This window comes from Caulobacter sp. GW821-FHT05F04, from assembly GCF_059419665.1.
This window is the reverse complement of sequence record NZ_JBWKSF010000001.1, coordinates 395745-421935: the sequence shown is the minus strand read 5'-3', so window position 1 is coordinate 421935 and position 26191 is coordinate 395745. Positions and strand designations below refer to the sequence as shown.

The 26191-nt window shown below is 67.8% G+C and carries 26 protein-coding genes; 16 read left to right on the top strand and 10 right to left on the bottom strand.

The features are described from left to right. Position 1: 1 nt before the first annotated feature. Positions 2–523 (bottom strand): GNAT family N-acetyltransferase, encoded by a 522-nt coding sequence (locus AC07R7_RS02095; protein WP_494633935.1) that lies wholly within the window; start codon positions 521–523, stop codon positions 2–4. 63 nt (positions 524–586) lie between these two features. On the opposite strand from AC07R7_RS02095, the gene AC07R7_RS02090 reads away from it, so the two are divergent. Then, positions 587–964, top strand: coding sequence for a nuclear transport factor 2 family protein (locus AC07R7_RS02090; RefSeq protein WP_494633933.1), 378 nt, complete (start codon positions 587–589; stop codon positions 962–964). 103 nt (positions 965–1067) lie between these two features. Next, positions 1068–2891, top strand: a complete 1824-nt coding sequence (locus tag AC07R7_RS02085) for a DUF885 domain-containing protein (RefSeq protein WP_494633931.1) — start codon at positions 1068–1070, stop codon at positions 2889–2891. Positions 2892–2937: 46 nt separating this feature from the next. Here the strand turns inward: AC07R7_RS02085 and AC07R7_RS02080 are convergent, their stop codons facing one another. After that, positions 2938–4545: an EAL domain-containing protein gene (locus AC07R7_RS02080; RefSeq protein WP_492883281.1), complete on the bottom strand. Its 1608-nt coding sequence runs from the start codon at positions 4543–4545 to the stop codon at positions 2938–2940. Between the two features lie 279 nt (positions 4546–4824). On the opposite strand from AC07R7_RS02080, the gene recA reads away from it, so the two are divergent. After that, positions 4825–5895, top strand: a complete 1071-nt coding sequence (gene recA, locus AC07R7_RS02075) for a recombinase RecA (RefSeq protein WP_099580226.1) — start codon at positions 4825–4827, stop codon at positions 5893–5895. A gap of 303 nt (positions 5896–6198) precedes the next feature. Continuing rightward, a complete protein-coding gene (alaS, locus tag AC07R7_RS02070; protein WP_492883284.1) occupies positions 6199–8844 on the top strand; it encodes an alanine--tRNA ligase in 2646 nt (881 codons plus the stop codon). Between the two features lie 61 nt (positions 8845–8905). Here the strand turns inward: alaS and AC07R7_RS02065 are convergent, their stop codons facing one another. The 4 genes from AC07R7_RS02065 to AC07R7_RS02050 all read right to left on the bottom strand — a co-directional run bounded on the left by AC07R7_RS02065 (position 8906) and on the right by AC07R7_RS02050 (position 12303). Beyond that, complete coding sequence (locus tag AC07R7_RS02065) at positions 8906–9286, bottom strand: VOC family protein (RefSeq protein ID WP_492883286.1); 381 nt, start codon at positions 9284–9286, stop codon at positions 8906–8908. Between the two features lie 106 nt (positions 9287–9392). Continuing rightward, complete coding sequence (locus AC07R7_RS02060) at positions 9393–10328, bottom strand: AEC family transporter (protein ID WP_494633928.1); 936 nt, start codon at positions 10326–10328, stop codon at positions 9393–9395. A gap of 10 nt (positions 10329–10338) precedes the next feature. Continuing rightward, a complete protein-coding gene (locus AC07R7_RS02055; protein ID WP_492883290.1) occupies positions 10339–10917 on the bottom strand; it encodes a DUF2939 domain-containing protein in 579 nt (192 codons plus the stop codon). A gap of 174 nt (positions 10918–11091) precedes the next feature. Next, on the bottom strand, positions 11092–12303 hold the full coding sequence (locus AC07R7_RS02050; RefSeq protein ID WP_494633925.1) for an NADP-dependent isocitrate dehydrogenase: 1212 nt from the start codon (positions 12301–12303) through the stop codon (positions 11092–11094). 324 nt (positions 12304–12627) lie between these two features. Between AC07R7_RS02050 and AC07R7_RS02045 the strand changes: the two genes are divergently transcribed. Beyond that, positions 12628–15051: an ATP-binding protein gene (locus AC07R7_RS02045; protein WP_494634267.1), complete on the top strand. Its 2424-nt coding sequence runs from the start codon at positions 12628–12630 to the stop codon at positions 15049–15051. Here AC07R7_RS02045 and AC07R7_RS02040 read toward each other — a convergent pair. After that, positions 15048–16043, bottom strand: coding sequence for a serine hydrolase (locus AC07R7_RS02040; RefSeq protein WP_494633924.1), 996 nt, complete (start codon positions 16041–16043; stop codon positions 15048–15050). The genes AC07R7_RS02045 and AC07R7_RS02040 overlap by 4 nt on opposite strands. 77 nt (positions 16044–16120) lie before the next feature. Here AC07R7_RS02040 and AC07R7_RS02035 point away from each other — a divergent pair, with 77 nt between their 5' ends. The 3 genes from AC07R7_RS02035 to AC07R7_RS02025 all read left to right on the top strand — a co-directional run bounded on the left by AC07R7_RS02035 (position 16121) and on the right by AC07R7_RS02025 (position 18807). Beyond that, on the top strand, positions 16121–16927 hold the full coding sequence (locus AC07R7_RS02035) for an RNA methyltransferase (RefSeq protein WP_492835074.1): 807 nt from the start codon (positions 16121–16123) through the stop codon (positions 16925–16927). Positions 16928–17017: 90 nt separating this feature from the next. After that, entirely contained in the window at positions 17018–17434 is a 417-nt protein-coding gene (locus tag AC07R7_RS02030; protein WP_494633922.1) for a host attachment protein, read from the top strand. A gap of 80 nt (positions 17435–17514) precedes the next feature. Beyond that, the gene (locus AC07R7_RS02025) at positions 17515–18807 is read left to right on the top strand and encodes a DUF1254 domain-containing protein (RefSeq protein ID WP_494633920.1); all 1293 of its coding nucleotides are present in this window, start codon (positions 17515–17517) and stop codon (positions 18805–18807) included. Here the strand turns inward: AC07R7_RS02025 and AC07R7_RS02020 are convergent. Further along, the gene (locus AC07R7_RS02020) at positions 18804–19694 is read right to left on the bottom strand and encodes a LysR family transcriptional regulator (RefSeq protein WP_494633918.1); all 891 of its coding nucleotides are present in this window, start codon (positions 19692–19694) and stop codon (positions 18804–18806) included. The genes AC07R7_RS02025 and AC07R7_RS02020 overlap by 4 nt on opposite strands. Positions 19695–19809: 115 nt before the next feature. On the opposite strand from AC07R7_RS02020, the gene AC07R7_RS02015 reads away from it, so the two are divergent. The 8 genes from AC07R7_RS02015 (at position 19810) to AC07R7_RS01980 (ending at position 25186) form a co-directional block, all read left to right on the top strand. Further along, positions 19810–20919: an S-(hydroxymethyl)glutathione dehydrogenase/class III alcohol dehydrogenase gene (locus tag AC07R7_RS02015; RefSeq protein WP_492883302.1), complete on the top strand. Its 1110-nt coding sequence runs from the start codon at positions 19810–19812 to the stop codon at positions 20917–20919. Between the two features lies 1 nt (position 20920). Continuing rightward, entirely contained in the window at positions 20921–21754 is an 834-nt protein-coding gene (gene fghA / locus AC07R7_RS02010; RefSeq protein WP_494633917.1) for an S-formylglutathione hydrolase, read from the top strand. A gap of 50 nt (positions 21755–21804) precedes the next feature. Next, complete coding sequence (locus AC07R7_RS02005) at positions 21805–21996, top strand: antitoxin (RefSeq protein WP_494633915.1); 192 nt, start codon at positions 21805–21807, stop codon at positions 21994–21996. Continuing rightward, entirely contained in the window at positions 21981–22382 is a 402-nt protein-coding gene (locus AC07R7_RS02000) for an ExbD/TolR family protein (RefSeq protein WP_494633914.1), read from the top strand. The genes AC07R7_RS02005 and AC07R7_RS02000 overlap by 16 nt, the downstream gene beginning before the upstream one ends. 164 nt (positions 22383–22546) lie before the next feature. Next, positions 22547–23164 (top strand): 30S ribosomal protein S4, encoded by a 618-nt coding sequence (gene rpsD / locus AC07R7_RS01995; protein WP_099580201.1) that lies wholly within the window; start codon positions 22547–22549, stop codon positions 23162–23164. Between the two features lie 306 nt (positions 23165–23470). Beyond that, positions 23471–23782, top strand: a complete 312-nt coding sequence (locus AC07R7_RS01990; RefSeq protein WP_492883305.1) for a TFIIB-type zinc ribbon-containing protein — start codon at positions 23471–23473, stop codon at positions 23780–23782. Positions 23783–23798: 16 nt separating this feature from the next. Next, positions 23799–24740: a zinc metalloprotease HtpX gene (gene htpX, locus AC07R7_RS01985; protein ID WP_494633912.1), complete on the top strand. Its 942-nt coding sequence runs from the start codon at positions 23799–23801 to the stop codon at positions 24738–24740. Between the two features lie 89 nt (positions 24741–24829). After that, a complete protein-coding gene (locus AC07R7_RS01980; RefSeq protein ID WP_494633911.1) occupies positions 24830–25186 on the top strand; it encodes a hypothetical protein in 357 nt (118 codons plus the stop codon). Positions 25187–25409: 223 nt separating this feature from the next. Here AC07R7_RS01980 and AC07R7_RS01975 read toward each other — a convergent pair whose 3' ends face one another. Continuing rightward, entirely contained in the window at positions 25410–25829 is a 420-nt protein-coding gene (locus tag AC07R7_RS01975; protein WP_494633909.1) for an acyl-CoA thioesterase, read from the bottom strand. 7 nt (positions 25830–25836) lie between these two features. Then, on the bottom strand, positions 25837–26178 hold the full coding sequence (gene grxD / locus AC07R7_RS01970) for a Grx4 family monothiol glutaredoxin (protein ID WP_492835053.1): 342 nt from the start codon (positions 26176–26178) through the stop codon (positions 25837–25839). Positions 26179–26191 lie beyond the last annotated feature (13 nt).

The following is a 26191-nucleotide window of genomic DNA, read 5'->3' as shown; positions in this document are numbered from 1 at the left end:
GTTACCGACGCCGCTCCAGCATCATGATCGGCGAGCCCCTGAACGTCGTATGGGTCTTGACGGTGAAGCCGACCTTGGCGGCAAGGGCCAGGGAGGCGGCGTTTTCGGGGCCGATGATGCAAGGCACGACCGGCGGGGCAAGGGTCTCGTCGATCCAGGCCAGGCCCGCGCGGACCGCCTCCGCACCGAAGCCCTGACCGTGCGACCAGGCCGACAGCACCCAGCCCATCTCCGGCAGGCCGTACAGGCTGGGCTGGATATCGCGGCGCAGGTCGGCGAAGCCGACCTCGCCGACATAGCGACCGGTCGAGGTCTCTCGCACCGCCCAGTAGCCGAAACCCAGCACCTCCCACAGGCCCCGGGCCCGCATCAGCCGGGTCCAGGTCTCCTCGTCGGTGAACGGTCGGGCGCCGACGTGGCGGACCACCACCGGATCGGCCCACATGTCGCGGCTGTCCTCGAAGTCGCTGAGTGTCGGAGGCGCCAGGGTCAGGCGGGCGGTGGTCAGGGTCGGGGCGGGCATCGCGGCTCTGAGTTTGCGTCGAACAATGAGCAAGCTACACCGGCGCGCAGAGTAGGGAAGACCATGACCACGCCGGAAGACGCCATCGCCGCCCGCCGCAAGCTGACCAACAAGCTGATCGCCGCCAAGGACGCCGCGCGCCTGCGGCCGTTCTTCGATCCGCGCGTCACCCTGATCGCCGGCGACGGCTCGCTGCTGCTGGGGGCCGAGGACGTGCTGGCCGCCTTCGCCAGCCAGTTCGCCGAGAAGGGCTTCGGGGCCTACGTCCGCACGACAGAAGAGATCAGCCTGAACGCCGAAGGGACCCGCGCCGCCGAGCGCGGCCGCTGGGTCGGCCAATGGAAGGACGCCCCCGAGCAGTCGGGAACCTACCTGGCCACCTGGAAGAAGGTCACCGGCCAGTGGGTGATCGAGAACGAACTGTTCGTGACGCTGGCGTGAGCTTGATGATTGCAATCGCCCGCATGAAGCGGAATTAATTTCGCCAAAGCCGGGCGGGGGCTTACGCCTTCGCCCTCAATTGGGGCCCTGGGGAGGAAAAGCCTTGCTCAACCGTCGTCACATGATGTTCGCCACCGCCGCGGCCGGCTTCGCCGCCACCGGCGGCCTTCCGTCCCTGGCCTTCGCCCGCGAAGGCGAGGTCGCCAAGCTTAACGTCCTGTTCGACGAGATCATGGCCAAGCAGCTGCGCCAGTCGCCCGAGACGGCGACCGGCCTGGGCCTGGACAGCGGTGACCTGGCCTGGACCAAGGGCTTGCTCAGCGACCGCTCGTTCGCCGCCATCAAGGCCGGCGCGGCCCAGACGTCCGAGCAACTGGCCGCCCTGCGCGGCATCGACCGCCGCGCTCTGAAGGGCATGGACGCCGCCAACTACGACACCGTCGAGTTCGTGCTGGCGGTGCAGGACGAGGGCAACAGGAAGTTCACCTGCGGCGGCGGCGGTTCGGGCGCGCCCTACGTGCTTAGCCAGCTGACCGGCAGCTACCAGCAGATGCCGGACTTCCTGGACACCCAGCACAGCATCGAGACCAAGGCCGACGCCGACGCCTATCTGTCGCGCATGGAGGGCTTCGCCCGCCTGATGGACCAGGAAAGCGCGATCGCGAAGCAGGACTTCGCCGACGGCGTGATCCCGCCGGACTTCATCATCGACAAGACCCTGGTCCAGATGAAGGCCTTCGCCGACACCCCGACGGCCGACGCGCCGCTGGTCAAGTCGATCGCGCGCCGGACGAAAGAAAAGAACATTGGGGGCGACTGGGCCGCCGAGGCCTCGCGGATCTACGAAGGCTCGGTCCTGCCGGCCCTGAAACGTCAGATCGCCCTGCTGGAGAGCGTCCGTGGCAAGGCCACCCACGACGCCGGCGTGTGGCGCCTGAAGGACGGCGGCGACTACTACGCCGTGTCGCTGAAGAACTACACGACCTCGGACCTGAAGCCGGACGAGATCCACCAGCTGGGCCTGGACCTGGTGAAGTCGATCAACGCCGAGGCCGACAAGCTCTTCAAGAGCATCGGCATGACCAAGGGCACGGTCGGCGAGCGCCTGGCCAAGCTGGGCGAGGACATCTATCCGAACACCGACGCGGCCAAGGAACAGCTGATCAAGGACCTGAACGAAAAGGCCGCCTGGATCCAGAAGCAGCTGCCGGCCTATTTCGGCGCCCTGCCCAAGGCGCCGCTGGAGATCCGCCGTGTGCCCAAGGCCATCGAGGCCGGCGCCCCGGGCGGCTACTACAACTCGCCCTCGCTCGACGGCAAGCGTCCGGGCATCTACTGGATCAACCTGCGCGACACCAAGGAGCAGGCCAAGTACACCCTGACCACCCTGACGGTGCACGAGGGCGTCCCGGGCCACCACCTGCAGCTGTCGATCTCGAACGAGGCCAAGGGCCTGCCCATGATCCGCAAGATCATCGGCTTCTCGGGCTACACCGAGGGCTGGGCGCTCTATTCCGAGCAGTTGGCCGTCGAGATGGGCATCTACAAGACCGATCCGCGCAGTCACATCGGCATGCTGCACGACGCCCTGTTCCGCGCTGTCCGCCTCGTGGTCGACACCGGCATGCACTACAAGAAGTGGAGCCGCGAGCAGGCCGTGAAGTACATGGCCGAGACCATGGGCGACGAGGAGAGCGGCGCGATCACCGAGATCGAACGCTACGTCGTGTGGCCGGGTCAGGCCTGCAGCTACATGATCGGCAAGATCGTCTGGCTGCGCGCCCGGGCCAAGGCCCAGAAGGCGCTCGGCAAGAAGTTCGACATCCGCGAGTTCCACGACGCGGGTCTGCTCTCGGGCATGACCCCGCTGACCACGCTGGAACGCGTGATCGACGACTACATCGTCAGCAAGGGCGGCAAGGTCTGAGCTAGCTGGAAATCTCCTCCCCCAGGCGGGGGAGGAGGGTTATGGTCTACCCCCAGCTCTCCGACGCTCCTGTCCGGCGGGCCACCGCGGCGACCGCGGGGGTGGGGCGCAAGGGCGGGCTCGGCTTGTCGGCTGGCTTGCCATAGAGCCAGCCCTGGGCGAAGTCGACGCCGGCCGCGCGGACGATATCGGCCACCTCCACCGTCTCGACCATCTCGGCCACGGTGCGGATCTTCAGATCCTGGCACAGCTCGACCAGACGACGCACCAGGGCGCCATCGCGCCCATTGTCGGCCAACTCGCGGACATAGCGGCCGTCGATCTTGACGATGTCGAGCGACAGCTGCTGCAGATAGGCGAACGACGACGAGCCCGCGCCGAAGTCGTCCAGGCAGACCATCGAGCCCAGGCTGCGCAGGCCTTGGATATGACGGTTGGCGCGCGGCAGGTCGTCGATCGCGGCCGTCTCCGTGACCTCGAAGATCAGCCGGCCCTTGGCTTCGTCGTGCTTGGACAGCAGGCGGCCGACGTGGTCGACGAAGGTCTCGTTGACGATCGTTCGTCCCGAGACGTTCACCGCCAGCTTCAGCTTCCGGTCCTGGTCGTTGGACAGCTTCTTCACCGCCTGTTCGACGATGGCATGGTCCAGCTCCTCGATCAGGTCGAATTCCTCGGCCATGCGGATCAGGGCGAACGGGCTGCCGCCGTCCTCGAAGCGCACCAGCACCTCGTGATGGTGCGCTTGACCGGTCATCAGCGACACGACCGGCTGGTAGGCGAGGTTGAAGCGGCGCTGGCTGACAGCCACGCCCAGGGCGCCGGCGCGGGCCAGGGTGCGCTTCACGGACCGGTTCATCGCCTCTGACAGCGTCATCGGCGGCATGTCCTTCAGGCCCTCGCGCAGGAAGTCGTCGAGGGCGTAGCGAAGCGCGCGAAGCGCGCGGGCCGAGCTGCCGCCGGCCTCCAGGGGCACGATGTGGGCGCGGGCCTCGGTGCTGACCATGCGGGTCAGGCGCTTGATCATGTTGTCCGGACGGTCGTCGCGGGTGCGCAGCAGGGCGAAACGATCGGGCGACAGCTGGGTGGCGGCCGAACCGCCGTGTGACTCGGCGCGCACGGCGCTGGCCACGCGCATGTCGAGGGCAACCGCCTCGCCGGGCGGCAGGCCGTCACGCATCGTCTCCAGACCGGCGAACTCGACCATGGCCAGTTCCAGCTCCAGGCCGGTGACCCGGGCGGCCTCGAACAGACCCTTGGCGATGTCGTCGAACGACTCGCGGGGATGCAGCGTACCGGCCGTCAGCGGCGGACCGGCCGACTGGGCTGCGGTGACGGCCAGCGAGACCCGGCCGTCGTTCTCGGGCAGGGCGCGCAGGATCACGCGGACGTGGCGGTTTCCGGGACCACCGAGGCGCAGCACCACCGGACCACGGCGCACGCCGTCGTCGGCGCAGTTCAGCATGGCGTCCATCAACGGCTGGTCATCGGGGTGGAACAGGTGCGGCCACACCTTGCCGGTCAGCCCCGCCTCGCTTTGGCCCATGACTTTCTGCGCGGCGCCCAGCACCAGGCGCACGCGGCCGTTTTGCAGTTCGACGAGGAGATCGGCGCTGGCGAACGCCAGGCCCAGAAGGCGACGCGGATCGATAGACAAGTCGGTAGTCCCCCCAGAAAACCGGGCCCCTAAGAAGCGGCGAAGCTGGCATGACGGGACTTAAAGAGCCGTTTCGGGCAGGGACGGGCGACCTCATATCCGGTTATCGCCGGTGCGACACTATGACCTACGACAGAAACGGTCGTTTCTATGGAGGGGAACATCTTGCGAACATGGAACAAAGAGCGTACGACTTGATCATGTTCCACAGGTCGTTGGGACGCGGCGCGGGAAGCGCCGATCGGGCGACCGGAATCATGGGATAGAGGGCGGACAACAATGGCTAGTCAGGCGGCTTTGAAACTCGTGGGCAAAGAAGAAGGCGACAAGCAACGCGCGCTAGAGGCGGCTCTCGCCCAGATCGACCGCGCGTTCGGCAAGGGCTCGGTGATGAAGCTGGGCGAAAAGGGCAAGGTCGAGATGGAGTCGGTGTCGACTGGCTCGCTGGGTCTCGACATCGCGCTTGGCATCGGCGGCCTGCCCAAGGGGCGGATCATCGAGATCTATGGCCCTGAAAGCTCGGGTAAGACGACCCTGGCCCTGCACGTGGTGGCCGAGGTCCAGAAGGCCGGCGGCACCGCCGCCTTCGTCGACGCCGAGCACGCCCTGGATCCGGGCTATGCGTTCAAGCTGGGCGTCAATCTGGACAATCTGCTGGTCTCGCAGCCTGACAACGGCGAACAGGCCCTGGAGATCACCGACACCCTGGTGCGTTCGGGCGCCGTCGACATCGTCGTGATCGACTCGGTCGCGGCCCTGACGCCGAAGGCTGAAATCGAAGGCGAGATGGGCGACAGCCTGCCGGGCCTGCAGGCCCGTCTGATGAGCCAGGCGCTGCGCAAGCTGACCGCTTCGATCAACAAGGCCAACACCATCGTCATCTTCATCAACCAGATCCGTCACAAGATCGGCGTGATGTACGGCAGCCCGGAAACGACCACGGGCGGCAACGCGCTGAAGTTCTACGCCTCGGTGCGCCTGGATATCCGCCGCACCGGATCGGTGAAGGTGCGTGACGAGATCATCGGCAACAACGTTCGTGTGAAGGTGGTCAAGAACAAGGTCGCCCCGCCGTTCCGCGAAGTCGAGTTCGACATCATGTACGGCGAGGGCATCTCCAAGCTGGGCGAAGTCATCGACCTGGGCGTCAAGGCCGGGATCATCGACAAAGCCGGCTCGTGGTTCTCGTACGGCAGCCAGCGCATCGGCCAGGGCCGCGACAATGTCCGCGAGTTCCTGAAGACCAATCCCGACGTCGCCGCCTCCATCGAGGCCGCGGTTCGCAAGTCGTCGCAGAAGATCGAGGAAGAGCTTCTGGTCGGCGGCCCGGAGGACGGCGAGGAGGAATAGTCTTCTCGCGAGGTTTCGCGGCCCTCGCCCGACCCCGGGCGTCCCCGCCTTCAACACGCCCGCGGCCGGACCGCCGCGAGGGCCGCGATCGCAGGCCGCCTGGACCCCATGCCAGGCGGCCTTTTTCGTTCGTCGGATGAAGATGCTCCCCCGCATCGCGGGGGAGCATCGGCGCGCCCAACCCGCCCTTTTCCGCTCCGTCCCGAGCCCCCATCTGCCGAGTCGGTTTCCCCTCCGCCAAAAACCGCGCTATGCAGCGCGCGACTCCCGGCCGCTCGCCGGACGCCCAGACTTGAGACGCTCATGCCCAGCCTGAACGAGATCCGCAGCACCTTCCTCGACTATTTCGGCAAGGCCGATCACGCCGTCGTCCCGTCCGCGCCGCTGGTGCCGCAGAACGATCCGACGCTGCTGTTCGTCAATGCCGGCATGGTGCCGTTCAAGAACGTGTTCACCGGCGCCGAGACCCCGGCCTATCCGCGCGCGGCAAGCTCGCAGAAGTGCGTCCGCGCCGGCGGCAAGCACAACGACCTGGACAATGTCGGCTATACCGCCCGCCACCACACCTTCTTCGAGATGCTGGGCAACTTCTCGTTCGGCGACTACTTCAAGGAACAGGCGATCCATCATGCCTGGACCCTGCTGACCCGCGAGTTCAAGCTGCCGAAGGAAAAGCTGCTGGTCACGGTCTACCACACCGACGACGAGGCGGCGGACCTGTGGAAGAAGATCGCCGGCCTGTCCGACGATCGCATCATCCGCATCCCGACCAGCGACAACTTCTGGTCGATGGGCGACACCGGCCCCTGCGGCCCGTGCTCGGAAATCTTCTTCGACCATGGCGAAGGCATCCCTGGCGGCCCTCCGGGCAGCCCCGATGAGGACGGCGATCGCTTCATCGAGATCTGGAACCTGGTGTTCATGCAGTTCGAGCAACTGGCCGGCGGCGAGCGCGTCGCGCTGCCCAAGCCCTCGATCGACACCGGCATGGGTCTGGAGCGCGTCGCGGCCGTCCTGCAGGGCGTGCACAACAACTACGATGTCGACCTGTTCAAGGCCCTGATCGCCGCCAGCGTCGAACTGACCGGCGTCAAGGCCGAAGGCGACCAGGCCCCGTCGCACCGGGTCATCGCCGACCACCTGCGCTCGTCCTCGTTCCTGCTGGCCGACGGCGTCACCCCGTCGAACGAAGGCCGCGGCTACGTCCTGCGCCGGATCATGCGCCGCGCCATGCGCCACGCCTATCTGCTGGGCGCGAACGAGCCGCTGATGCACCGCCTGGCCCCGACCCTGGTGGCCGAGATGGGCCAAGCCTATCCGGAGCTGCGCCGCGCCGAGGCCTCGATCGTCGAGACCCTGCGCCAGGAGGAAGAGCGCTTCCGCGTCACCCTGGGCCGCGGCATGGGCCTGCTGGACGAGGCGACCGCCAACCTGACCGCCGGCGGCGTGCTGGACGGCGAGACCGCCTTCAAGCTCTACGACACCTACGGTTTCCCGCTGGACCTGACCCAGGACGCCGTGCGCGCCAAGGGCCTGACCGTCGACACCGACGCGTTCGACGCGGCGATGCAGAAGCAGCGCGATATGGCGCGCGCCAACTGGGCCGGCTCGGGCCAGCAGGCCGGCGCGGCCGCCTGGTTCGCGATCAAGGAAAAGGCCGGCGCGACGGACTTCGTCGGCTACGAGACCACCGAGACCACGGGCGTCGTGAAGGCGATCGTCGTCGATGGGGTCGAGGTCGAAAGCGCCACGGGCGGGGCGACCGTCGAGGTGCTGCTGGATCGCACCAGCTTCTACGCCGAGAGCGGCGGTCAAGCCGGCGACACCGGCGTACTGGAAGCCAACGGTCGCGAGAACCGCGTGGTCGACACCCAGAAGCAGGCCGGTGAGCTCTATGTGCATCGCGTCGAACTGTCGGGCGATCTGAAGGTCGGCGACCAGGTCGTAGCCTCGGTCGACGCCGAGCGGCGCCACACCACCCGTTCCAATCACTCGGCCGCTCACCTGGTGCACGCCGCCCTGCACCACGTGCTGGGTCCGCACGTCGCCCAGAAGGGCCAGATGGTCGACGGCGAGCGCATGCGCTTCGACTTCAGCCACGGCGGCCCGCTGACGGCCGAGGAACTGGACAAGATCGAGGCCGAGGTCAACGCGGTCATCCGCCAGAACGTCCCGGCCGAGACCAAGGAAATGGCCCCGCAGGAGGCCATCGAGGCCGGCGCCGTGGCCCTGTTCGGCGAAAAGTACGGCGACAGCGTCCGCGTGCTTACGCTCGGCAAGTCGCTGAGCGATGAGGCCAAGGCCTATTCGGTCGAGCTGTGCGGCGGCACCCACGTGGCCCGCACGGGCGATATCGCCCTGTTCAAGATCGTCTCGGAGCAGGGCGTGGCCGCCGGCGTGCGTCGCATCGAGGCCCTGACGGGCGAGGCGGCCCGCCGTTTCCTGCTGGACCAGGCGGGCGTCGCCAAGTCGCTGGCCGAGCAGTTCAAGACCCCGGTCGCCGAGGTGACGCTGCGCGTCGACGCCCTGATCGCCGACCGCAAGCGTCTTGAGAAGGAACTGGCCGAAGCCAAGAAGCAGCTGGCCCTGGGCGGCGGCGGTGGCGCGGCGGCGGGCCCGGAAGACGTCAATGGCGTCGCCCTGATCGCCCGCGTCCTGGACGGCGTCGGCGGCAAGGAACTGCGCGGCGTCGCCGAGGAGTTCAAGAAGCAGCTGACCTCGGGGGTCGTGGCCCTGGTCGGCGCCTCGGACGGCAAGGCCGCCGTCACCGTGGCCGTCACCGCCGACCTGACCGGCAAGTTCAGCGCCGCCGACCTCGCCAAGGCCGCCGTGATCGCCATGGGCGGCCAGGGCGCCGGCGGCAAGGCCGACTTCGCTCAGGGCGGCGCGCCGGACGACAGCAAGGCCAACGAAGGCTTGGCCGCCGTCAAGGCGATCCTGGCCGGCTGATCGGCCTACGATCGCCTGTGATAGAAAAGACCCGCCGCGTCGCGCGGCGGGTCTTCGTCGTTCAGGCCGCCTTGAACATCGCCGACAGCTTGTTGCCGTCCGGATCGCGGGCATAGGCGATGTAGAAGCCTTCGCCATACTGCGGACGCGGACCGGGCGGACCGCCGCAGGTTCCTCCGTGGGCCAGGGCCGCGGCGTGCATGGCGTCGACCTGGGCCGTGCTCTCCGCCTCGAGCCCAATGGTCACGCCGTTGGCGGCCTGGACCGGCTGGCCGTTCTCGGGTTTGCAGATATAGACCGACGCCTCCACGCCGGGCGGCCCGTAGGCGATCCAGTCGCCCTGACGCCAAGCCTGCACAGCGCCGAGCGCGCCCAGCACCGCGTCATAGAAAGTCGCCGCCCGATCCAGGTCGCTTGCGCCGATGGTGATGTAGTTCAGCATGTCCATTCTCCCGCACCGTCGAGGGACGGCGATCGCGGGGATCGAACCTCATCGCCGCGCCAGGACGAGTCAGCAGGAGCAGCGTGGGGCGCGGGTCTTCCAGCCGTCAGCGCTTCAGCAGCAGCGCGACAACAGACAGGGTAATCGCCGAGAGCGCCGTGGTCAGGGCCACGATCCGCGCGGCGCCGCGCGGCCAGACGCCGTACGCGCGGGTCTGGATGAAGACGTTGACCGCCGTCGGCGCGGCCGCCAGCAGGGTCGCGCCGGCGCGGAAGAGGGGCGGGGCCGGGGTCAGGCCGACGGCCAGCCAGACCAGCAGCGGGAAGGCGGCCAGCTTGACGAGCGTGGCCAGGACCACCGGCGCGGTCGCTGGGGCGGCCTCGTCCTCCGCCTCGTTCAGGCCCAGGGCCGCGCCCAGCGCCACCAGGCCGACCGGACTGCCCGAGGCGGCGGCCATGCCGACAGCGCGGTCCAGCGGCTCGGGCAGGGCGATGTCCAGCAGGGCCAGGGCGACGCCGCCCAGGGCCGCGGCCACGACCGGATTGCGGAAGGCCTGGGCGGTCGAGCGCCAGACCGACCGTCCGGCCGCCCAGCCGAGCAGGCCCACGCCGGCGGTCGCCAGCACCGCGAAGTCGATGGCCACCACGCCCGCGGCCAGCCGCGCGGCTTCGGCCCCGAGGACCGCGGCGGTGACGGGCAGGGCCAGGAAGGCGCTGTTGCCGACGCCGGACGCCATGCCAGCCCCGGCGCGCTCGGCCCGGTTCCAGCCCAGCGTACGGCCCGCCGCCACGGTCGCGGCCATCAGCAGAAGGCCGATACAGGCATAGGCGACCAGGCCCAGGATCAGGTCATGGCTGGGCCGGCCCAGGCGCGACAGCGAGTGAATCAGCAGGGCGGGAAAGCCGACCCAATAGACATAGGCCGACAGACCTTGGGTCATCCGTCCGTCCAGCAGGCGCAGCCGGGCGAGGGCCACGCCGGCGCCGACCAGCAGGAAGAAAGGCCAGACCCGGGCCAGAACGTCGAGGACGAGAGGCGTCACGAGAGGCGGATCAACCTTGGCGCTCGTCGCCGGGCAGGCGGATGTGCACCAGCTTCCAGGTGAACAGCGCCCTGCGCTCGAAGGTGAAGATCGTGACCCTGCCGCTGCCGTCCGGTCGCTCGACCGCGATGCGCACGCGGTTGGGGTCCCAATAGGCGATGCCGGGATAGGGGCCCTTGATGGTGTCCTTGACCTGGTCGCCCAGCGAAGCATCGCGGGACATGGCGGGCGGGGCCTTGCCGGGGGCGTAGCCCCGGGTCAGGGCCGAGACGCCGGCCACGGTCAGGTAGCGGTCGACCTTGGGTTCGGGCGGGGCGAGCGGTTCGATGGCCTTCCTGAAGACGTTGAGCGGGTCGCGCCAGATCGACGGGGCTTCCGGCTGGGCGGCGGGGGCCTCGGCCACCAGCTGGCCGGTCAGGCTGCGGCGCACGGCGGGGAAGTCGACCAACTCGCCGATCGCCTGCACGTCCTCGTACTGGGCGGCGGCTTTCAAGGCGCGGAACGCGAACCACGGCGCGGTGGCGAAGGCGGCGGCGAAGACGAAGATCGCCAGCACGATCAGGTCCCAGATCCGCTTCTGCAGGGTCATGCCGCCTCCGAAAGGTTAACGCCGGATATCCCAGCTATCGCCGTTCCCCGCAAGACCGCTCGCGCGAGAGGCGCGGAGGGTGGGAGAGGGGCTGGCGAAGTGACCCGCGGAAACGAAAAACGCCCCGGAGGCGATCCTCCGGGGCGTTCTCGTTCAGGCCGGAGCCCGGAGTGTCTAGGCCATGGCCTTCTTCAGGTTCTCGTCGATCTTGTCGAGGAAGCCTTCGGTGGTCAGCCAGCCTTGCTTGTCGCCGACCAGCAGCGCCAGGTCCTTGGTCATGAAGCCGCTTTCGACGGTGTCGATGCAGACCTTTTCCAGGGTCAGGGCGAAATTGGCCAGGTCCTGGTTGTTGTCCAGCTTGGCGCGGTGGGCCAGGCCACGCGTCCAGGCGAAGATCGAGGCGATCGAGTTGGTCGAGGTGCTCTCGCCCTTCTGATGCTGGCGGTAGTGCCGGGTGACGGTGCCGTGTGCGGCTTCGGCTTCCACCGTCTTGCCGTCCGGCGTCATCAGCACCGAGGTCATCAGGCCCAGCGAGCCGAAGCCCTGGGCGACGATGTCCGACTGCACGTCGCCGTCGTAGTTCTTGCAGGCCCAGACGTAGCCGCCCGACCACTTCAGCGCCGAGGCGACCATGTCGTCGATCAGGCGGTGTTCGTAGTGGATGCCCTTGGCCTTGAAGGCCTCGGCGTATTCGGCGTCGAAGATCTCCTGGAAGATGTCCTTGAAGCGACCGTCATAGGCCTTGAGGATCGTGTTCTTCGTGGAGAGGTACACCGGATAGCCGCGGCCCAGGCCGTAGGCGAACGAGGCGTGGGCGAAGTCGCGGATCGACTCGTCCAGATTGTACATGCCCATGGCCACGCCGGCGCCGGGAGCCTTGTAGATCTCGTGCTCGATGACCGCGCCGTCCTCGCCGACGAATTTCATCGTCAGGGTGCCCTTGCCCGGGAACAGGAAGTCGGTGGCCTTGTACTGGTCGCCGAAGGCGTGGCGGCCGACGATGATCGGCTGGGTCCAGCCGGGCACCAGGCGCGGCACGTTCTGGCAGATGATCGGTTCGCGGAAGATCACGCCGCCCAGGATGTTGCGGATCGTGCCGTTCGGCGACTTCCACATCTTCTTCAGATTGAATTCCTTCACGCGGGCCTCGTCCGGCGTGATGGTGGCGCACTTGACGGCGACGCCATGCTTCTTGGTCGCGTTGGCCGCGTCGATGGTCACCTGGTCGTCGGTGGCGTCGCGGTTCTCGACCGACAGGTCGTAGTAGTCCAGCTCGAGGTCGAGATACGGGAAGATCAGCTTGTCCTTGATGAGCTTCCAGATGATGCGGGTCATTTCATCGCCGTCCATGTCGACGACGGGATTGGCGACTTTGATCTTGGCCATTGCGGGGATGTTCCTCTGGCGGTGGCGCGACTGTGGCGATCTGGCGCACAGGGCCAGGAAGCGGCGCGGTCCGGGAGGCTATAGACTGTTGCGTCGCGGGGGAAAAGCGGGTCGGTTGGACCTCGTGATCAAGTTCGGTTTTCCAGCGTAGGGTTTCGAGGGCGACGGCCCAGGGGCGCGGGCCAGGCCGTGTTTCTTGAAGCACGGCTCTTTCTTGAGGACGCGAGCCGGTCTGTCCCAGACGGGCTGGGGGAGCAATTTTTGAATACGAGTTCCGGAGCAGTCACGAGCGTGACGACGCCGCTGGCGCGGCGGCTTCTGACCATGGTGGCGATCCTGTCGATCGCGGTGACAGGCGTCGCGACGGCGGCGGCCTTCGTCTTCGTGCGCAAGAGCGCGGCCGACACCCAGACGCGGCACCTGGCCGAATATGTCGGCGAGCGGGTCAAGACCGAGGACCGGCTGTTCTCCGACCTGGTCAAGGTCCACGACGCGGCGAGCGAGGCGCTGACGCGGCGTCTGAACATGGGCGACGATCCCGAGATCTTCGCCCAGTTCCAACGGCTGTTCCCGGAAAAGGGCGACGGCACCCGGCGCTCGGTCGACGGTCTGTTCGACGGGGCGCGGATCGGTAACCGCTACGTCTACGGCATCGGCGGCTACCTCCCCAATGCCGTAACAATGAGCCTGCCCGAGCGGGAGTTGTTCGTCGCGGCCACGGACGTGGTGGCCGCGACCGGCGAGGCCCAGATCCGCCACTACGACAACTTCTACTTCTTCACGCCCAAGACGCGGATGGTGATGTTCGGTCCGCACCGGCAGGACAAGCTGCTCTACTACCGACGCGACGCACCGCCGACCCTTTCGATCGCCAGCGAGGAGATGACCCTCCTGACCCTGCCGGAGAACAATCCGGACCGGGTGATGAAGTGCACCAAGCTGCGGCGCCTGATCTCCGATCCCAGCGGCCGAGGGCTGAACGCGGCCTGCATGACGCCCTTCTACTACAAGGGCCAGTTCATGGGGGCGTTCGGCACCAGCCTGTCGCTGGACAGCTACCTGCTGCGCGCCGTGGCCGACGCTCTGCCGGGCGGGCGTAACCTGATCGTCGCCGACGATGGCGAACTGATCGGCGCCCAGGGATTGGCTCGAGACGGCGTGGTCGACGTTGGCCTGCTGCGCAAGTTCGAGGCCGACAACGACCTGAAGAACCTGGTGGACACGATCCGCGCCCAGAAGCGCGACGTGGGCGCCGTCCTCACACCAAGGGGCGACCGACTGGTGGCCTATGGCCGACTCGTCGAGCCGGGCTGGTGGTTCTTGATGACCTTCCCGCCGGGCGACATCGTTCTGTCGTCGCTGAAGACCGCCTCCTGGGTGCTGCTGTTCGGCTTCGTCGGCGTGGCCCTGCAGGTGCTGCTGCTCTACCGCCTGACCAATCAGATGGTGGCCGCGCCGCTGGAGGCCCTGGCCGAGACCCAGCGACGGGGCGATCCGACCGCCGCCGAGCCGATCGAGGCCCGCACCGACGAGATCGGCTCATTGGCTAGAGCGCTCCGCAGCCAGCGGGAGCGCAACGAGGAGCTGCGCCGCTCACTGGAGGACCGCGTGGCTGAGCGCACCGCCGAGCTTGAGCGCGCCAACCAGGCCAAGTCGGTGTTCCTGGCCAACATGTCTCACGAACTGCGCACGCCGCTGAACGGGGTGATCGCCATCGGCGACCGCCTCGGCGACGAGGACGATCCGATCGCCCGTCGCGAACTGGCGGCTTTGGTCTCGTCGTCGGGACGCCTGCTGGAGCAGGTGCTGGGCGACATTCTGGACGTCTCCAAGATCGAGGCCGGCGAGTTCCAGCTGACCGTCGGGCCGTTCGACCTGACCCAGCTTGTGCGCGGCATGGCCGAGCTGCACGCCGCCGCCGCCGAGGCCAAGCACCTGGTGTTCCGCTGGTCGGTCTCGTCCGAGGCGGAAGGGACCTATGAGGGCGACTCGGGGCGGATCAGCCAGATTCTCTCGAACCTCCTGGCCAACGCCGTGAAGTTCACCGTGCGGGGCGAGGTCTCGCTGGAGGTCGACCGGGCGGACGACAAGGTCCGCTTCGTCGTGCGCGATACCGGGCTCGGCTTCGACGAGGGCGTGCGCGATCGCCTCTTCAAGCGCTTCGTCCAGGCTGATCAGTCGATCACCCGCCAGTTCGGCGGCACGGGCCTGGGCCTTTCGATCTGTGCGGCCCTGGCCGAGATGATGGGCGGCGGCATCAGCGCCGACGCCTCGCCGGGCCACGGCGCGCGCTTCGAGGTGCTGCTGCCGCTGAAGCGCTGCGCGACCCTGGCCGAGACCGCCGTCGAGGAGGATCGCGAGATCTCGCTGGAGGGCATGCGGGTGCTGGTCGCAGAGGACCACCCCACCAACCGCAAGGTCGTCGAGATCGTTCTGGAGCCGTTCGGCGTCGACCTGACCATGGTTGGCGACGGCGAGGCGGCGCTGCGGGCGCTGGACGAGGCCAGCTTCGACGCGGTGCTGATGGACATGCAGATGCCGGTCATGGACGGACTGACGGCCACGCGGGCGATCCGGGCTCGCGAGGCCGCCTCGGGCGCGCCGCCGATCCTGGTGGTCATGCTGACGGCCAATGCCATGGAGGAGCACATCGCCGCCGCCGAGGCCGCTGGCGCCGACCTGCACCTGGCCAAGCCGTTGCATCCGGCGCAGTTGCTGGAAGCCCTGGCGCGGGCTCGAAAGGGTTAGAACTCCTTCAAGACCGCTCGGCCGACGTCCGTGATGATCGCCTCACGCTGGGCCGCGTCGGCGGTCGAGGCGGTCAGAAAGACGACGAAGGCGATCCGGCGGCCGTCCTTCAGTTCGACGAAGGCCACGGCGTGGTTGGTGGGCTGGACGCCGAGGTCCGACCGCGGGGCGCCGGCCGACTGGATGATGCTGGCGCCGTCGGGCAGGGCGTCGGCCAGGTAGCCAGGATCGCGGTCCAGCAAGCGCGCCGGATCGGGTTTGAACAGCAGCTCGCGATTGATGAAGGCTTCCAGCAGGCGGACCAGGCCGATCGGGGTGGCGGTGTCGCGCGGGTCGGTCGCGCGCGCCCGGGCCGCGCGGGCCCGGGCGTCGGCCGGCACGGCGTCGACCGCCTTGCGCCAGGCGGCCTCGCCTTTCCAGTCGGCGCGGAACGAGGCCAGGCCGCGGGCGTCGGTGGCGATCTGGCGGCGGTAGCGGTCGACGCTGACGTGCTCGATCCGCTTGACGTCCAGCCAGCCGTTGACGCCGCCCGGCCCGCCGACCCGCTTGATAAGCAGGTCCAGCGCCGTGTTGTCGCCTTCGCGCGCCAGGGTCTCCAGCTCGGCGACGCTCCAGGTCCGGCGGCCCGGCCAGGCGTCGGCGACGGCGCTGGGCGGCGGCGACAGGTCGACATCACGAACGGTCAGGATTTCATCCAGCGGCAGGCGCCCGGCCTCGGTCTCGGCCATCACCGCCGCCAGGATCGGGATGCGCGCGGCTCCGCCCAGCGGGAACGGCCGGTCGCCGTTGAACGCCCAGAGCTGGCGCGTGCCGAGATCCTCGACCGCCACGCCCAACACGGCGGGCGCGGCGCGGACGGCGATGGCCTCGATACGCTTCTGGAGGTCCTTCGGCTTCATGGCCGGCTCTTCCTGCCCCAGCATCGGCTTCTCGCCGCAAGAGGCCAGCAAGGGCAGGGCGAGGAGGGCGGTCAGGAGGGCGCGGCGGGACATGCGGGCTAAACGCGGCCGTGGCGGTTCGGCTGCGCTGCCTCTTGCATACGGTGCGCGGTCGGCGGCAAAGGGTGCGGATGACCGAAGACTTCAAGCCCGTCCCGCCCAAAGTCACGCCCCCTTGCGTGATCCTTAACGAGCCCCAGTTGGCCGAGAATATCGGCGCGGTGGCCCGGGTGATGGCCAATTTCGGGCTCTACGACCTGCGCCTGGTGCGGCCGCGTGACGGCTGGCCGCAGGAGCGAGCCTGGGCCAGCGCCTCCGGCGCCAACTGGCCGCTGGACGACGCCAGGGTGTTCGACACGCTGGAAGCGGCGATCGCCGATCTCAAGCTGGTCTACGCCACCACCGCCCGCCCGCGGGAGACGCGCCTGCCGGTCTACACCCCGCGCGAGAGCGCCGGCCACCTGGCCGAGGAGGTCGCCCTGGGCCGCGGCGTCGGCCTGCTGTTCGGCGGCGAGCGCGCGGGGCTTGAGACCCACGACATCGCTCTGTGCCAGGCCATCGTCTCGATCCCGATCGACGAGCGCTTCCGCTCGCTGAACCTGGCCCAGGCGGTGTCGATCAACGCCTACGAATGGAAGATGACCCAGGACGACCGCCCCTGGAAGAAGTTCGAGCAGAACGTCGAGGAGCCCGCCGATCAGGCGACCCTGATGGGCCTCTACGAGCACCTCGAGGGCGAGCTGGACAAGGCCGGCTTCTATCATCCGCCGGAGAAGAAGCCCTCGATGGTGCGCAACCTGCGCGTCCCCCTGGCCCGCGCCCGCCTGACCGACCAGGAGGTCCGCACCTTCCGGGGTGTGATCACCGCGCTCAGCAAGGGGCGCGGCCGCGTCCTGGCCAAGCTGGCCGCCAAGGCCGCCAAGAGCGAGGCTCCTTAAGGATCAAAGCTCGGCGCGAATTTGACTTTAATCATCCTTTCGCCGCTCCGGCGGGCGCACGCTCCAGCCGTGGCAAAGTAAGGAACGTCCATGACCCCCGATGCAACAACCCTGATCGTCGTCGCCGATGGACGTCGCGCCCGGCTGCTGGAGCAGACGCGGATCGACGGACCGCTGCATGATCGGCCCGAATGGCTGGCTGACGTGAAGGAACATCACGACCACGCCGCGCCCAGCCATATCACCCACTCGGGCGACGCGCACGATCGGGCCGAAAAGGCGTTCCTCGCCGATCTGGCCAAGCGCGTGGAAACCCTGGTGGCCAAGCATGACCTGAACCAAGTGGTCCTCGTGGCGCCGCCCAGGGCCCTAGGACATCTGCGCGAGGCCCTGTCGTCGGCCGTCGCCAAGAAGGTCGTCGGCTCGGACGCTCACGACCGCGTCGACGCCACGCTGATCACCCTGGAAAGTGTCGTTCACGCCGCGCGTTTCGCAAGCGCGGACTGAACCGACTGACGGCGCGCGACGCTTGCGTCCCGCGCCGTTCCCGCGTTCACTCCCTTCAAACAAATGTTGGGGAGGGCGGAATGAACCGTCGTGAACTGCTGGCTCTGGCCGGATTCGTGGGGCTAACGCCGAGCTTGGCGCGCGCCGCTATCCAGGAAAAAATGGATGGCGACGCCATCGCCGCGCGCAACGCCTATCTCTACGCCCTGCCTCTGATCGAGATGGCCACGACCCGCACGCGCCTCCTCAAGGCCCCCGGCGCGGCGATCAACAGGCTGAGCCATACCCGCACCCTGTCGGACCATGCGGCCCGCTGGGTCACGACGCCCAACAACGACACCCTCTATTCGTCCGCCTTCCTGGATCTTTCCAAGGGGGCGGTGACCCTGACCATCCCGCCGATGGGCAAGCGCTACTATTCGGTGGCGGTGATGGACATGTTCACCAACAACAATGTGGTGCTGGGGACGCGCACGATCGGCGGCGAGGGCGGGACCTTCACCCTGGTCGGACCGGGTCAGGCCTCGACGGGACCGAACCCCGTCCGCATCGCCACGCCGCATGCCTGGACGCTGATACGTATCCTGACCGACGGTGGCGAAGACCTGGCCGCCACCCACAAGGCCCAGGACGGCTTCGTGCTGAAGGGGCCGGCTGGCGGCCCGCTCGCCGCCTACGCCGCCCGCGACGCCAAGCCGGCGGACTATTTCGCCGCCGCGCGGACCCTGCTGGCCAGCGACCCGGCCCCGCCGACCGACCTGAAGATCCTGCGTGGCACGGGCGCCTTCCTCGGTGCGGGACCCTTCAGCGAGACCGCGGCCGCCGACGGCGTCGACGAGGCCAAGATGATCACCGTCTTCGCCAAGGGGCGGCAGGTGTTCACCGGCGGCTGGTCGTATCCGCGGCCCAATCTCGGCGACTACGGCCAGGACTATCTCTATCGCGCCATCGTCGCCCTGCAGGGCCTGGGCGCGCTGCCGGTGGCCGAGGCCATGTACCTGAAGGCGGCCGGCGACGACGGGGCGGGGACCTTCACGGGCGATGGCCCCTATCGCCTGAGCCTTCCGGCCCAGCTGCCGCTGGACGGCTTCTGGTCGCTGTCGATGTACGAGGCCACCGCCGACGGCCAGTTCTTCTTCACCGACAACCCGCTCAAGCGTTACGCGATCGGCGACCGCACGCAGGGCCTGAAGCGCAACGCCGACGGGACCCTCGACCTCTGGATCGGCCGCGCCGACCCCGGCGGCGACAAGACCGCCAATTGGCTGCCCGCGCCCAAGTCCGGCCCGTTCGCGATGTACCTACGGGCCTACCTGCCCAAGGCGGAACTGCTGGACGGCCGCTTCCGGTTGCCGGCGGTGGTCAAGGTCTAGCCGGCCTCGGCCAGGCTGCGCTCCAGGTGCTCGACCAGCAGGCGGGCCTTGGCGGGCAGCAGGCGCAGGTGCGGATAGACGGCCCAGACGCCCTCGTCGGCGGGGCGGTGGGCCTCCAGCAGCGGGACCAGACGGCCGTCGGCGATGGCGGCGTCGACATAGAAGTTCGGCAACTGGCAGATCCCCAGCCCCTGCAGCGCCGCGTCCAGCACCGCCTGGCCGCTGTTGCAGCGCCAGCGCCCTTGCGGCTTGAAGGCGATCTCGCGCTCGCCGTCGGGGCCATGCTCACGGAGCGGCCAGGTGTCGACCGCGCCCAGCACGCAGGCGTGGCGCGAGAGGTCGGCGATGGCGCGCGGGGCGCCGGCGCGCGCCAGGTAGCCGGGCGCGGCGCAGAGTCGGCGGGTGCGCGAGGCCAGGCGCTTGGCGATCAGTCGGCTGTCGGTCAGGCGGCCGAAGCGGATGGCCAGGTCGAAGCCCTCGCTGACGATGTCGCGCACCGCGTCGTCCAGCTCGATCAGGATCGACAGTCTGGGGTGGACCAGCATGAACGCGTTGACCGCCGGGGCCACGAACCGCTCGCCATAGGCCGTCGAACAGGTCATGCGCAGCAGGCCTTTCAGTTCGCCATCCTCCTCGCCGACGGCGGCCAGGGCCTCGTCGCGGTCGAGGATCAGCTGGCGGCAACGAGTCAGGAAGGCGCGGCCGGCGTCGGTCAGGCTGACGCGGCGGGTGGTGCGATAGAGCAGGCGGGTCTGCAGCCGCTCTTCCAGCCCCGCGACGGCGCGGCTGACGCCCGAGGTCGATAGGGAGAGGCGCAGGGCGGCCCTGGAGAAGCTCTCGGCCTCGGCCGTGGCCACGAATTCGTCGATCCCGTCCCAGCGGCTCATGGGCCAGAGATGCGATGATTATATTGTATAGGCAACAATGTTTTGCGCAGATCGGGATTATCGACGCGGCCCGCGCGGCGTACCAAGATCGCGCAAATCTCTAGGGAGTCTCTCCATGAAAACCCGCGCCGCCGTCGCCTTCGAGGCCAAGAAGCCGCTGGAGATCGTCGAGGTCGACCTGGAGGGGCCGAAGTTCGGCGAGGTGATGGTCGAGATCAAGGCGACCGGCGTCTGCCACACCGACGCCTACACGCTGGACGGTCTGGACAGCGAAGGCATCTTCCCGTCGATCCTGGGCCACGAGGGCGCGGGCGTGGTGGTCGAGGTCGGTCCGGGCGTCACGTCGGTGGCGGTCGGCGATCACGTGATCCCGCTCTACACGCCCGAATGCCGTCAGTGCAAAAGCTGCCTTTCCGGCAAGACCAACCTCTGCACGGCCATCCGCGCCACCCAGGGCAAGGGGCTGATGCCCGACGGCACCAGCCGCTTCTCGTACAAGGGCCAGGCCATCGCCCACTATATGGGTTGCTCGACCTTCTCGAACTACACGGTGCTGCCCGAGATCGCGGTGGCCAAGATTCGCCGCGACGCGCCGTTCAAGACGGCCTGCTACTGCGGCTGCGGCGTGACCACGGGCGTCGGCGCGGTGACCAACACCGCCAAGGTCGAGCCGGGCGCCAACGCCATCGTCTTCGGCCTGGGCGGCATCGGCCTGAACGTCATCCAGGGTCTGAAGCTGGTCGGCGCCAACATGATCGTCGGCGTCGATCTCAACCCGGACCGCGAGGCCTGGGGCCGCAAGTTCGGCATGACCCACTTCGTCAACCCGAAGACCGTCGACGGCGATCTGGTTCAGCATCTGGTGGCCCTGACCGACGGCGGCGCCGACTACACCTTCGACGCGACCGGCAACACCACGGTCATGCGTCAGGCGCTGGAGGCCTGCCATCGCGGCTGGGGCGAGAGCATCATCATCGGCGTGGCCGAGGCGGGCAAGGAGATCTCCACCCGCCCGTTCCAGCTGGTCACCGGCCGCGTCTGGCGCGGCACCGCCTTCGGTGGCGCGCGTGGCCGCACCGACACGCCCAAGATCGTCGACTGGTACATGGACGGCAAGATCCAGATCGACCCGATGATCACCCACGTCCTGCCGTTGGAAGACATCAACAAGGCGTTCGACCTGATGCACGCGGGTGAGAGCATCCGGACCGTGGTGACGTTCTAGGATGACCGTCGAAACCACCGCCACCCATCGCGTCCACGGCGGAACGCTGCGCTACTGCAAGCACGCCTCGACCAGCACCGGCACGCCGATGAAGTTCACGGTGTGGGTTCCGGACGGGAAGGGGCCGTTCCCCTATCTCGTCTGGCTGTCGGGTCTGACCTGTACCGAGGACAATTTCACGGTGAAGTCGGGCGTCTACGCCTATGCGGCCCAGCACGGCGTGGCGATCGTGGCGCCGGACACCTCGCCGCGCGGTGAGGGCGTGGCCGACGATCCAGCCTACGACCTGGGGCAGGGGGCGGGCTTCTATGTCGACGCCACCCAGGCGCCGTGGGCGCCGCATTTCATGATGCATTCGTACGTCACCGGCGATCTGCTGGCGGCCGTCGATGGGGCGTTCCCGCTGGACCCGGCGCGCCGGGGGATCTTCGGCCACTCGATGGGCGGCCATGGCGCCCTGACCATCGCCTTGAAGCACCCCGAGCTCTTCAGGTCGGTCAGCGCCTTCGCCCCGATCGTCTCGCCGTTGAACTGCCCGTGGGGCGACAAGGCCCTGACTGCTTATCTCGGCCCCGACCGCGCGGCCTGGCGCGCCCACGACGCCTGCGCGCTGATCGAGGACGGCAAGGGGGCCGCGTTCGACGACATCCTGATCGACCAGGGCCTGGCCGACAACTTCCTGGAAAGCCAGCTGAAGCCCGAGCTGATCGAAGCCGCCGCCGCCAAGGCCGGCCGCAAGGTCACGGTCCGGCGGCAGGAGGGCTACGACCATAGCTACTTCTTCATCACAACCTTCATTGGCGAGCACGTGGGATATCACGCTCAACGGCTGTGATCTTCAAAGCCAGTCATTGAAGTGGCGGGGCTATCTGTCATGCTGGCTCAATGGCTCTGGAACCGTCTATCTTTGAGGCTATCGAGGATGCCGAAGCAGCGGCCGACGCCGAAGGCATGGCGGATATCGTCGCCGGCCGTGTGGTCCCGCATGAGGAGGTCGCAGCCTGGCTCAATGCGTGGGGGACGCCCCATGAAGAAGCCGCTCGAGCCAGATTAGGCAGGGTATGGCCAGAAAGCTGAGTGGACGTTTCGAGGCGCGGCCAATCGCGGCGATTAACATCACGCCAATGATCGGCGTGTTGCTGGCGGTATTCGCCGTGTTGACGATTCCTGCGGCGATCACGATCGGAAGTAGCTTGTATCAGGCGCCGATGGACTGTTTCGGGCAATGCAGGGCCAGTGATCCGCTGTTCATCAGTCTCCGCTCGGACGGCTTGATATTCCTGGGTGAGCAGCAGGTCGACGAATCCGAGTTGATGCAACTTCTAGCGTCTCACGACCCCGCACGGGCGTCGCTCGGTGTGCGCGCTGACGCGGAAGTTCCCTACAGCCGGATGTTTCAGGTGATGCGGAAAATCAAGGCGGCGGGGTTCAAGCCCTATCTGATCAACGAGGACCTTCACTAGCCCCGCCCACATTGACTCCCCGCCACCCCTCCGGCATAAACCGCGCCTTCACGCCGCCGGCTCGCCGGACGGCGCGAAAAACGCATGACGGATTGACCCGAAGCCGCCGTTGAGATCGCACCTCGTTCGAGGGGCCGGCACGGATCGAATAAAAAGAGTGACTTATGTCCAAGCGCCATAGCGCCAAGTACAAGATCGACCGTCGCATGGGTGAAAACCTGTGGGGCCGTCCCAAGTCCCCGGTCAACCAACGCTCGTACGGCCCCGGCCAGCACGGCCAACGCCGCAAGCAGAAGGTTTCGGACTTCGGCCTGCAGCTGCGCGCCAAGCAAAAGCTGAAGGGCTACTACGGCAACCTGACCGAGAAGCAATTCTCGCGCACCTACGAGGAAGCTGCTCGCCGCAAGGGCAACACCTCGGAGAACCTGATCTCGCTGCTCGAATCGCGCCTGGACGCCATCGTCTATCGCGCCAAGTTCGTGCCGACCGTGTTCGCCGCCCGCCAGTTCGTGAACCACGGCCACGTGACCGTGAACGGCAAGCGCGTGAACATTCCGTCGTACCGCTGCAAGGCCGGTGACGTGATCGCGGTCCGCGAAAAGTCGCGCAACATGGCGCTCGTGCTCGAAGCCGTCGCCTCGAACGAGCGCGACTTCGCCGAGTACGTGTCGGTCGACGCCAAGGGCCTGTCGGCCACCTTCGTCCGCGCTCCGGAACTGTCGGAAGTTCCGTATCCGGTGAAGATGGAACCGAACCTGGTCGTCGAATTCTACGCTTCGTAAGCGTCGGATCCGAACAGATACGGAAAAGGCCCCGGAGCGATCCGGGGCCTTTTTTGTTGCACCCTCCGCGCATCGCGGGGGAGGGTCTTGTCCTTAAGGGCTTCGCGCCTCTTGAAACGGCTAGGGCGCTATCCCAGCTTTAGGAGGCGGGACCGGGCCCCTCTGGCGAGTGATGCAAGCACTCGTGATGTCGGACCGCATCGGGTGTTCTCGATGTCTGGGTCCGGCCGCCACCGCCCCCCTCCCCAAAGGCGCCGCCTGTCATCGAGGACACCCGATCCATTCCCTTGGACCGGAGGTTCCTTGATGCCCCTTCTGATGTGCCCCAACTGCGATGGCTCCATGCAGGCCGTGCAGCGCGCCAGTGTCGAGTTCGACATGTGCCCGCGCTGCCGAGGCGTCTGGCTGGACCGGGGCGAACTTGAAAAGCTGATGTCCCTGGAGCGCGAAGAGACCCAGGCGATCTACAACGAGCCGCGGCCCTACACGCGTCCCGACCATCACCACGATCACCATAAGCGCGATCATGGGCGCCATGACCATGACGATGACCGTCGCCATTCGGGCTCGTACGGCCAAAAGAAAAAGCGCTTCGACCTATTCGACATCTTCGACTGACGACCCTGATAGACCGATGAACCACCTCAAGACCTACATGCTGCTGGCGGGCCTGACCGCGCTGTTCATGGGCGCCGGCTATCTGATCGGCGGTCCCACGGGGATGCTGATCGCCCTGGCCTTCGCCGTGGCGTTGAACGCGTTCTCGTATTGGAACGCGGACAAGATCGTGCTGCGGACCTATGGCGCGCAGACGGTGGACGAGAGCCATCCCGAGCCGCTGATCCGTCACTATGTGACGGACGTCGTGGAGATGGCGCGGAAGGCCGGCCTGCCGCGTCCGCGCGTGACGGTGATCCAGAGCGACCAGCCCAACGCCTTCGCCACCGGCCGCGACCCGGCCCACGCCGCCGTCGCCGCGACCACGGGCCTGTTGTCCCTGCTGACTCGCGATGAGATCCGGGGCGTGATGGCCCACGAGCTGGCCCACGTGAAGAACCGCGACACCCTGACCATGACCGTGACGGCCACCATCGCCGGCGCGATCTCGGCCCTGGCCAATTTCGCGTTCTTCTTCGGCGGTTCGCGGGACGAGGAGCGGCCGGGCGGCGTGATCGGGGCGATCGCCATCGCCATCCTCGCGCCCATCGCCGCCATGCTGGTGCAGATGGCCATCAGCCGGACCCGCGAGTACGAGGCCGACCGCATCGGCGCGTCGATCGGCGGCGACCCGGCGGCCCTGGCCCGCGCGCTGGAGAAGATCGAGGCTTACACCCGCGGCGGCTATGTGAACTACGAGGCCGAGCGCAATCCGGCCACGGCCCACATGTTCATCATCAACCCGCTGAACGGCAAGGGCGCCGACAGCCTGTTCTCGACCCACCCGGCGACCCGCAACCGCGTCGAGGCGCTGATGCGGCTGGGCGTCTCGCGCCAGGCCCGTCGCCCCGTCCCGGCCATGGCGACCGCGCCCTCGGTCCCACCCAGCTCCGACCGCGAGCCCGGTCCCTGGGGGTAGCCAGCCGATCCTCGTTAGGGGATGCTCCGCCTCCGGGCGGTTAGCGACATGTGGAGTGGATGGCGAGCGGAGGCTCACGCAGGCGTTTCATGCTCTCCGGCGCGGCGTTCGTGCTGGCCGGCTGCGCGACGACGCCGAGGCTTGTCTCCGGCGAAACCTGGCCGGAGCTGGAGCCTCTGCTCATGGTCTCGCTGGAGCGCCGCGCGGTGACGATCCGGATCGAGAGCCGAGGCTGCGCCAACCGGGCGGATATGGCCTTCCGGGTGGACCGCGAGGATGGCCGGGCGGTGGTCGCCTTCGCCCGTCGCCGACTGGAGACCTGCAAGGGTCCCAAGGTCTGGGCGGACATGACGTTTAGTTATGAAGAGCTTGGTCTGAAGCGCGGCGAGCGGGTCTTGATCGCCAATCCGACAGTGTCTGAAGGGCAGCGGCGAGGGGGCCTCTGATGTTCGACAAAATCCGGAAGGCCCTCGGCAACTTCGCCGAGAATGTGGCCCGAGAGTCGAGCGCTTGGAAGATCCAGTGCACGAGCTGTGGTCGGCAGCGGTCGTTGGCCTCCACGGGCGGCATCCGCTACGGAGGCTTTGGAACGAGCTACACGCTCGGCACATGTTCGCGGTGCGGCGGCCTCCGGATGCTCCGGATCTGCAAGCCTGAGAAGACGCTTCCCTAACCCTTCGGCGTGAAGCGCTCGATCATCCAGGGCAGGACGCGCGCGGGGCGCTTGGCGGCGATGTCGAGCAGCACCCAGTCGGTGCGGCTCTGGGCGCACATCTCGCCGTCCGGGCCGTCGATGCGGACATAGCGCTCGAAGCGCGGACCTTTCAGCTCGCCGACCCAGGTGTAGCCGGTGGCGATTTCGCCTGGCAGCAGCTCGCGGCGATAGTCGATCTCGTGGCGGCGCGCGATCCAGCTCCAGGGCGCGCGCTGCTCCTCGGTCGCCCAGGCTTCCCAATGGGCGATGGCCAGGTCCTGGGCCCAGCCCAGATAGACCACGTTGTTGACGTGGCCGTTGGCGTCGATGTCCGACGCCCTGGGCTCGAAGGTCAGGGAATAGGCGTCACCCGGAGGGACGAACAGGCGGCTCACGCGCGGATCAGGCCGCGATGAGGCCCTGGTCGACGAAGAGGGTCTTCAGTTCGCCCGACTGGAACATCTCGCGGATGATGTCGCTGCCGCCCAGGAACTCGCCCTTCACATAGAGCTGCGGGATGGTCGGCCAGTCGGTGAAGGTCTTGACGCCCTGGCGCAGGTCGTCGTCCTGCAGGACGTCGACGCCGATGAACTCGACGCCCAGGTGGTCGAGGATCTGGACGACGACCGACGAGAAGCCGCAGCGCGGCTGGTCCGGCACGCCCTTCATGAACACCACGACCGGATTTTCGGCCACGGTCTTGGCGATGAAGTCGAGGGCGGGGGAGGAGGCGACGTCGGTCATCGGGATTGTCCTG

Coding starts and splice junctions, on each gene's coding strand:
- AC07R7_RS02065 (WP_492883286.1), bottom strand. CDS start 9,286: ATGCTGAACTACATCACCATCGGCGCAAGCGACCTGGATCGGGCGGCG.
- AC07R7_RS02040 (WP_494633924.1), bottom strand. CDS start 16,043: ATGTCCCGCCGCGCCCTCCTGACCGCCCTCCTCGCCCTGCCCTTGCTG.
- AC07R7_RS02015 (WP_492883302.1), top strand. CDS start 19,810: ATGAAAACCCGCGCCGCCGTCGCCTTCGAGGCCAAGAAGCCGCTGGAG.
- alaS (WP_492883284.1), top strand. CDS start 6,199: ATGCCCAGCCTGAACGAGATCCGCAGCACCTTCCTCGACTATTTCGGC.
- AC07R7_RS01990 (WP_492883305.1), top strand. CDS start 23,471: ATGCCCCTTCTGATGTGCCCCAACTGCGATGGCTCCATGCAGGCCGTG.
- AC07R7_RS02055 (WP_492883290.1), bottom strand. CDS start 10,917: ATGACCCTGCAGAAGCGGATCTGGGACCTGATCGTGCTGGCGATCTTC.
- rpsD (WP_099580201.1), top strand. CDS start 22,547: ATGTCCAAGCGCCATAGCGCCAAGTACAAGATCGACCGTCGCATGGGT.
- AC07R7_RS02020 (WP_494633918.1), bottom strand. CDS start 19,694: ATGAGCCGCTGGGACGGGATCGACGAATTCGTGGCCACGGCCGAGGCC.
- AC07R7_RS02000 (WP_494633914.1), top strand. CDS start 21,981: ATGGCCAGAAAGCTGAGTGGACGTTTCGAGGCGCGGCCAATCGCGGCG.
- grxD (WP_492835053.1), bottom strand. CDS start 26,178: ATGACCGACGTCGCCTCCTCCCCCGCCCTCGACTTCATCGCCAAGACC.
- AC07R7_RS01980 (WP_494633911.1), top strand. CDS start 24,830: ATGCTCTCCGGCGCGGCGTTCGTGCTGGCCGGCTGCGCGACGACGCCG.
- recA (WP_099580226.1), top strand. CDS start 4,825: ATGGCTAGTCAGGCGGCTTTGAAACTCGTGGGCAAAGAAGAAGGCGAC.
- AC07R7_RS02005 (WP_494633915.1), top strand. CDS start 21,805: ATGGCTCTGGAACCGTCTATCTTTGAGGCTATCGAGGATGCCGAAGCA.
- AC07R7_RS02050 (WP_494633925.1), bottom strand. CDS start 12,303: ATGGCCAAGATCAAAGTCGCCAATCCCGTCGTCGACATGGACGGCGAT.
- fghA (WP_494633917.1), top strand. CDS start 20,921: ATGACCGTCGAAACCACCGCCACCCATCGCGTCCACGGCGGAACGCTG.
- AC07R7_RS02045 (WP_494634267.1), top strand. CDS start 12,628: ATGGTGGCGATCCTGTCGATCGCGGTGACAGGCGTCGCGACGGCGGCG.
- AC07R7_RS02095 (WP_494633935.1), bottom strand. CDS start 523: ATGCCCGCCCCGACCCTGACCACCGCCCGCCTGACCCTGGCGCCTCCG.
- htpX (WP_494633912.1), top strand. CDS start 23,799: ATGAACCACCTCAAGACCTACATGCTGCTGGCGGGCCTGACCGCGCTG.
- AC07R7_RS02090 (WP_494633933.1), top strand. CDS start 587: ATGACCACGCCGGAAGACGCCATCGCCGCCCGCCGCAAGCTGACCAAC.
- AC07R7_RS02030 (WP_494633922.1), top strand. CDS start 17,018: ATGACCCCCGATGCAACAACCCTGATCGTCGTCGCCGATGGACGTCGC.
- AC07R7_RS02025 (WP_494633920.1), top strand. CDS start 17,515: ATGAACCGTCGTGAACTGCTGGCTCTGGCCGGATTCGTGGGGCTAACG.
- AC07R7_RS02035 (WP_492835074.1), top strand. CDS start 16,121: ATGACCGAAGACTTCAAGCCCGTCCCGCCCAAAGTCACGCCCCCTTGC.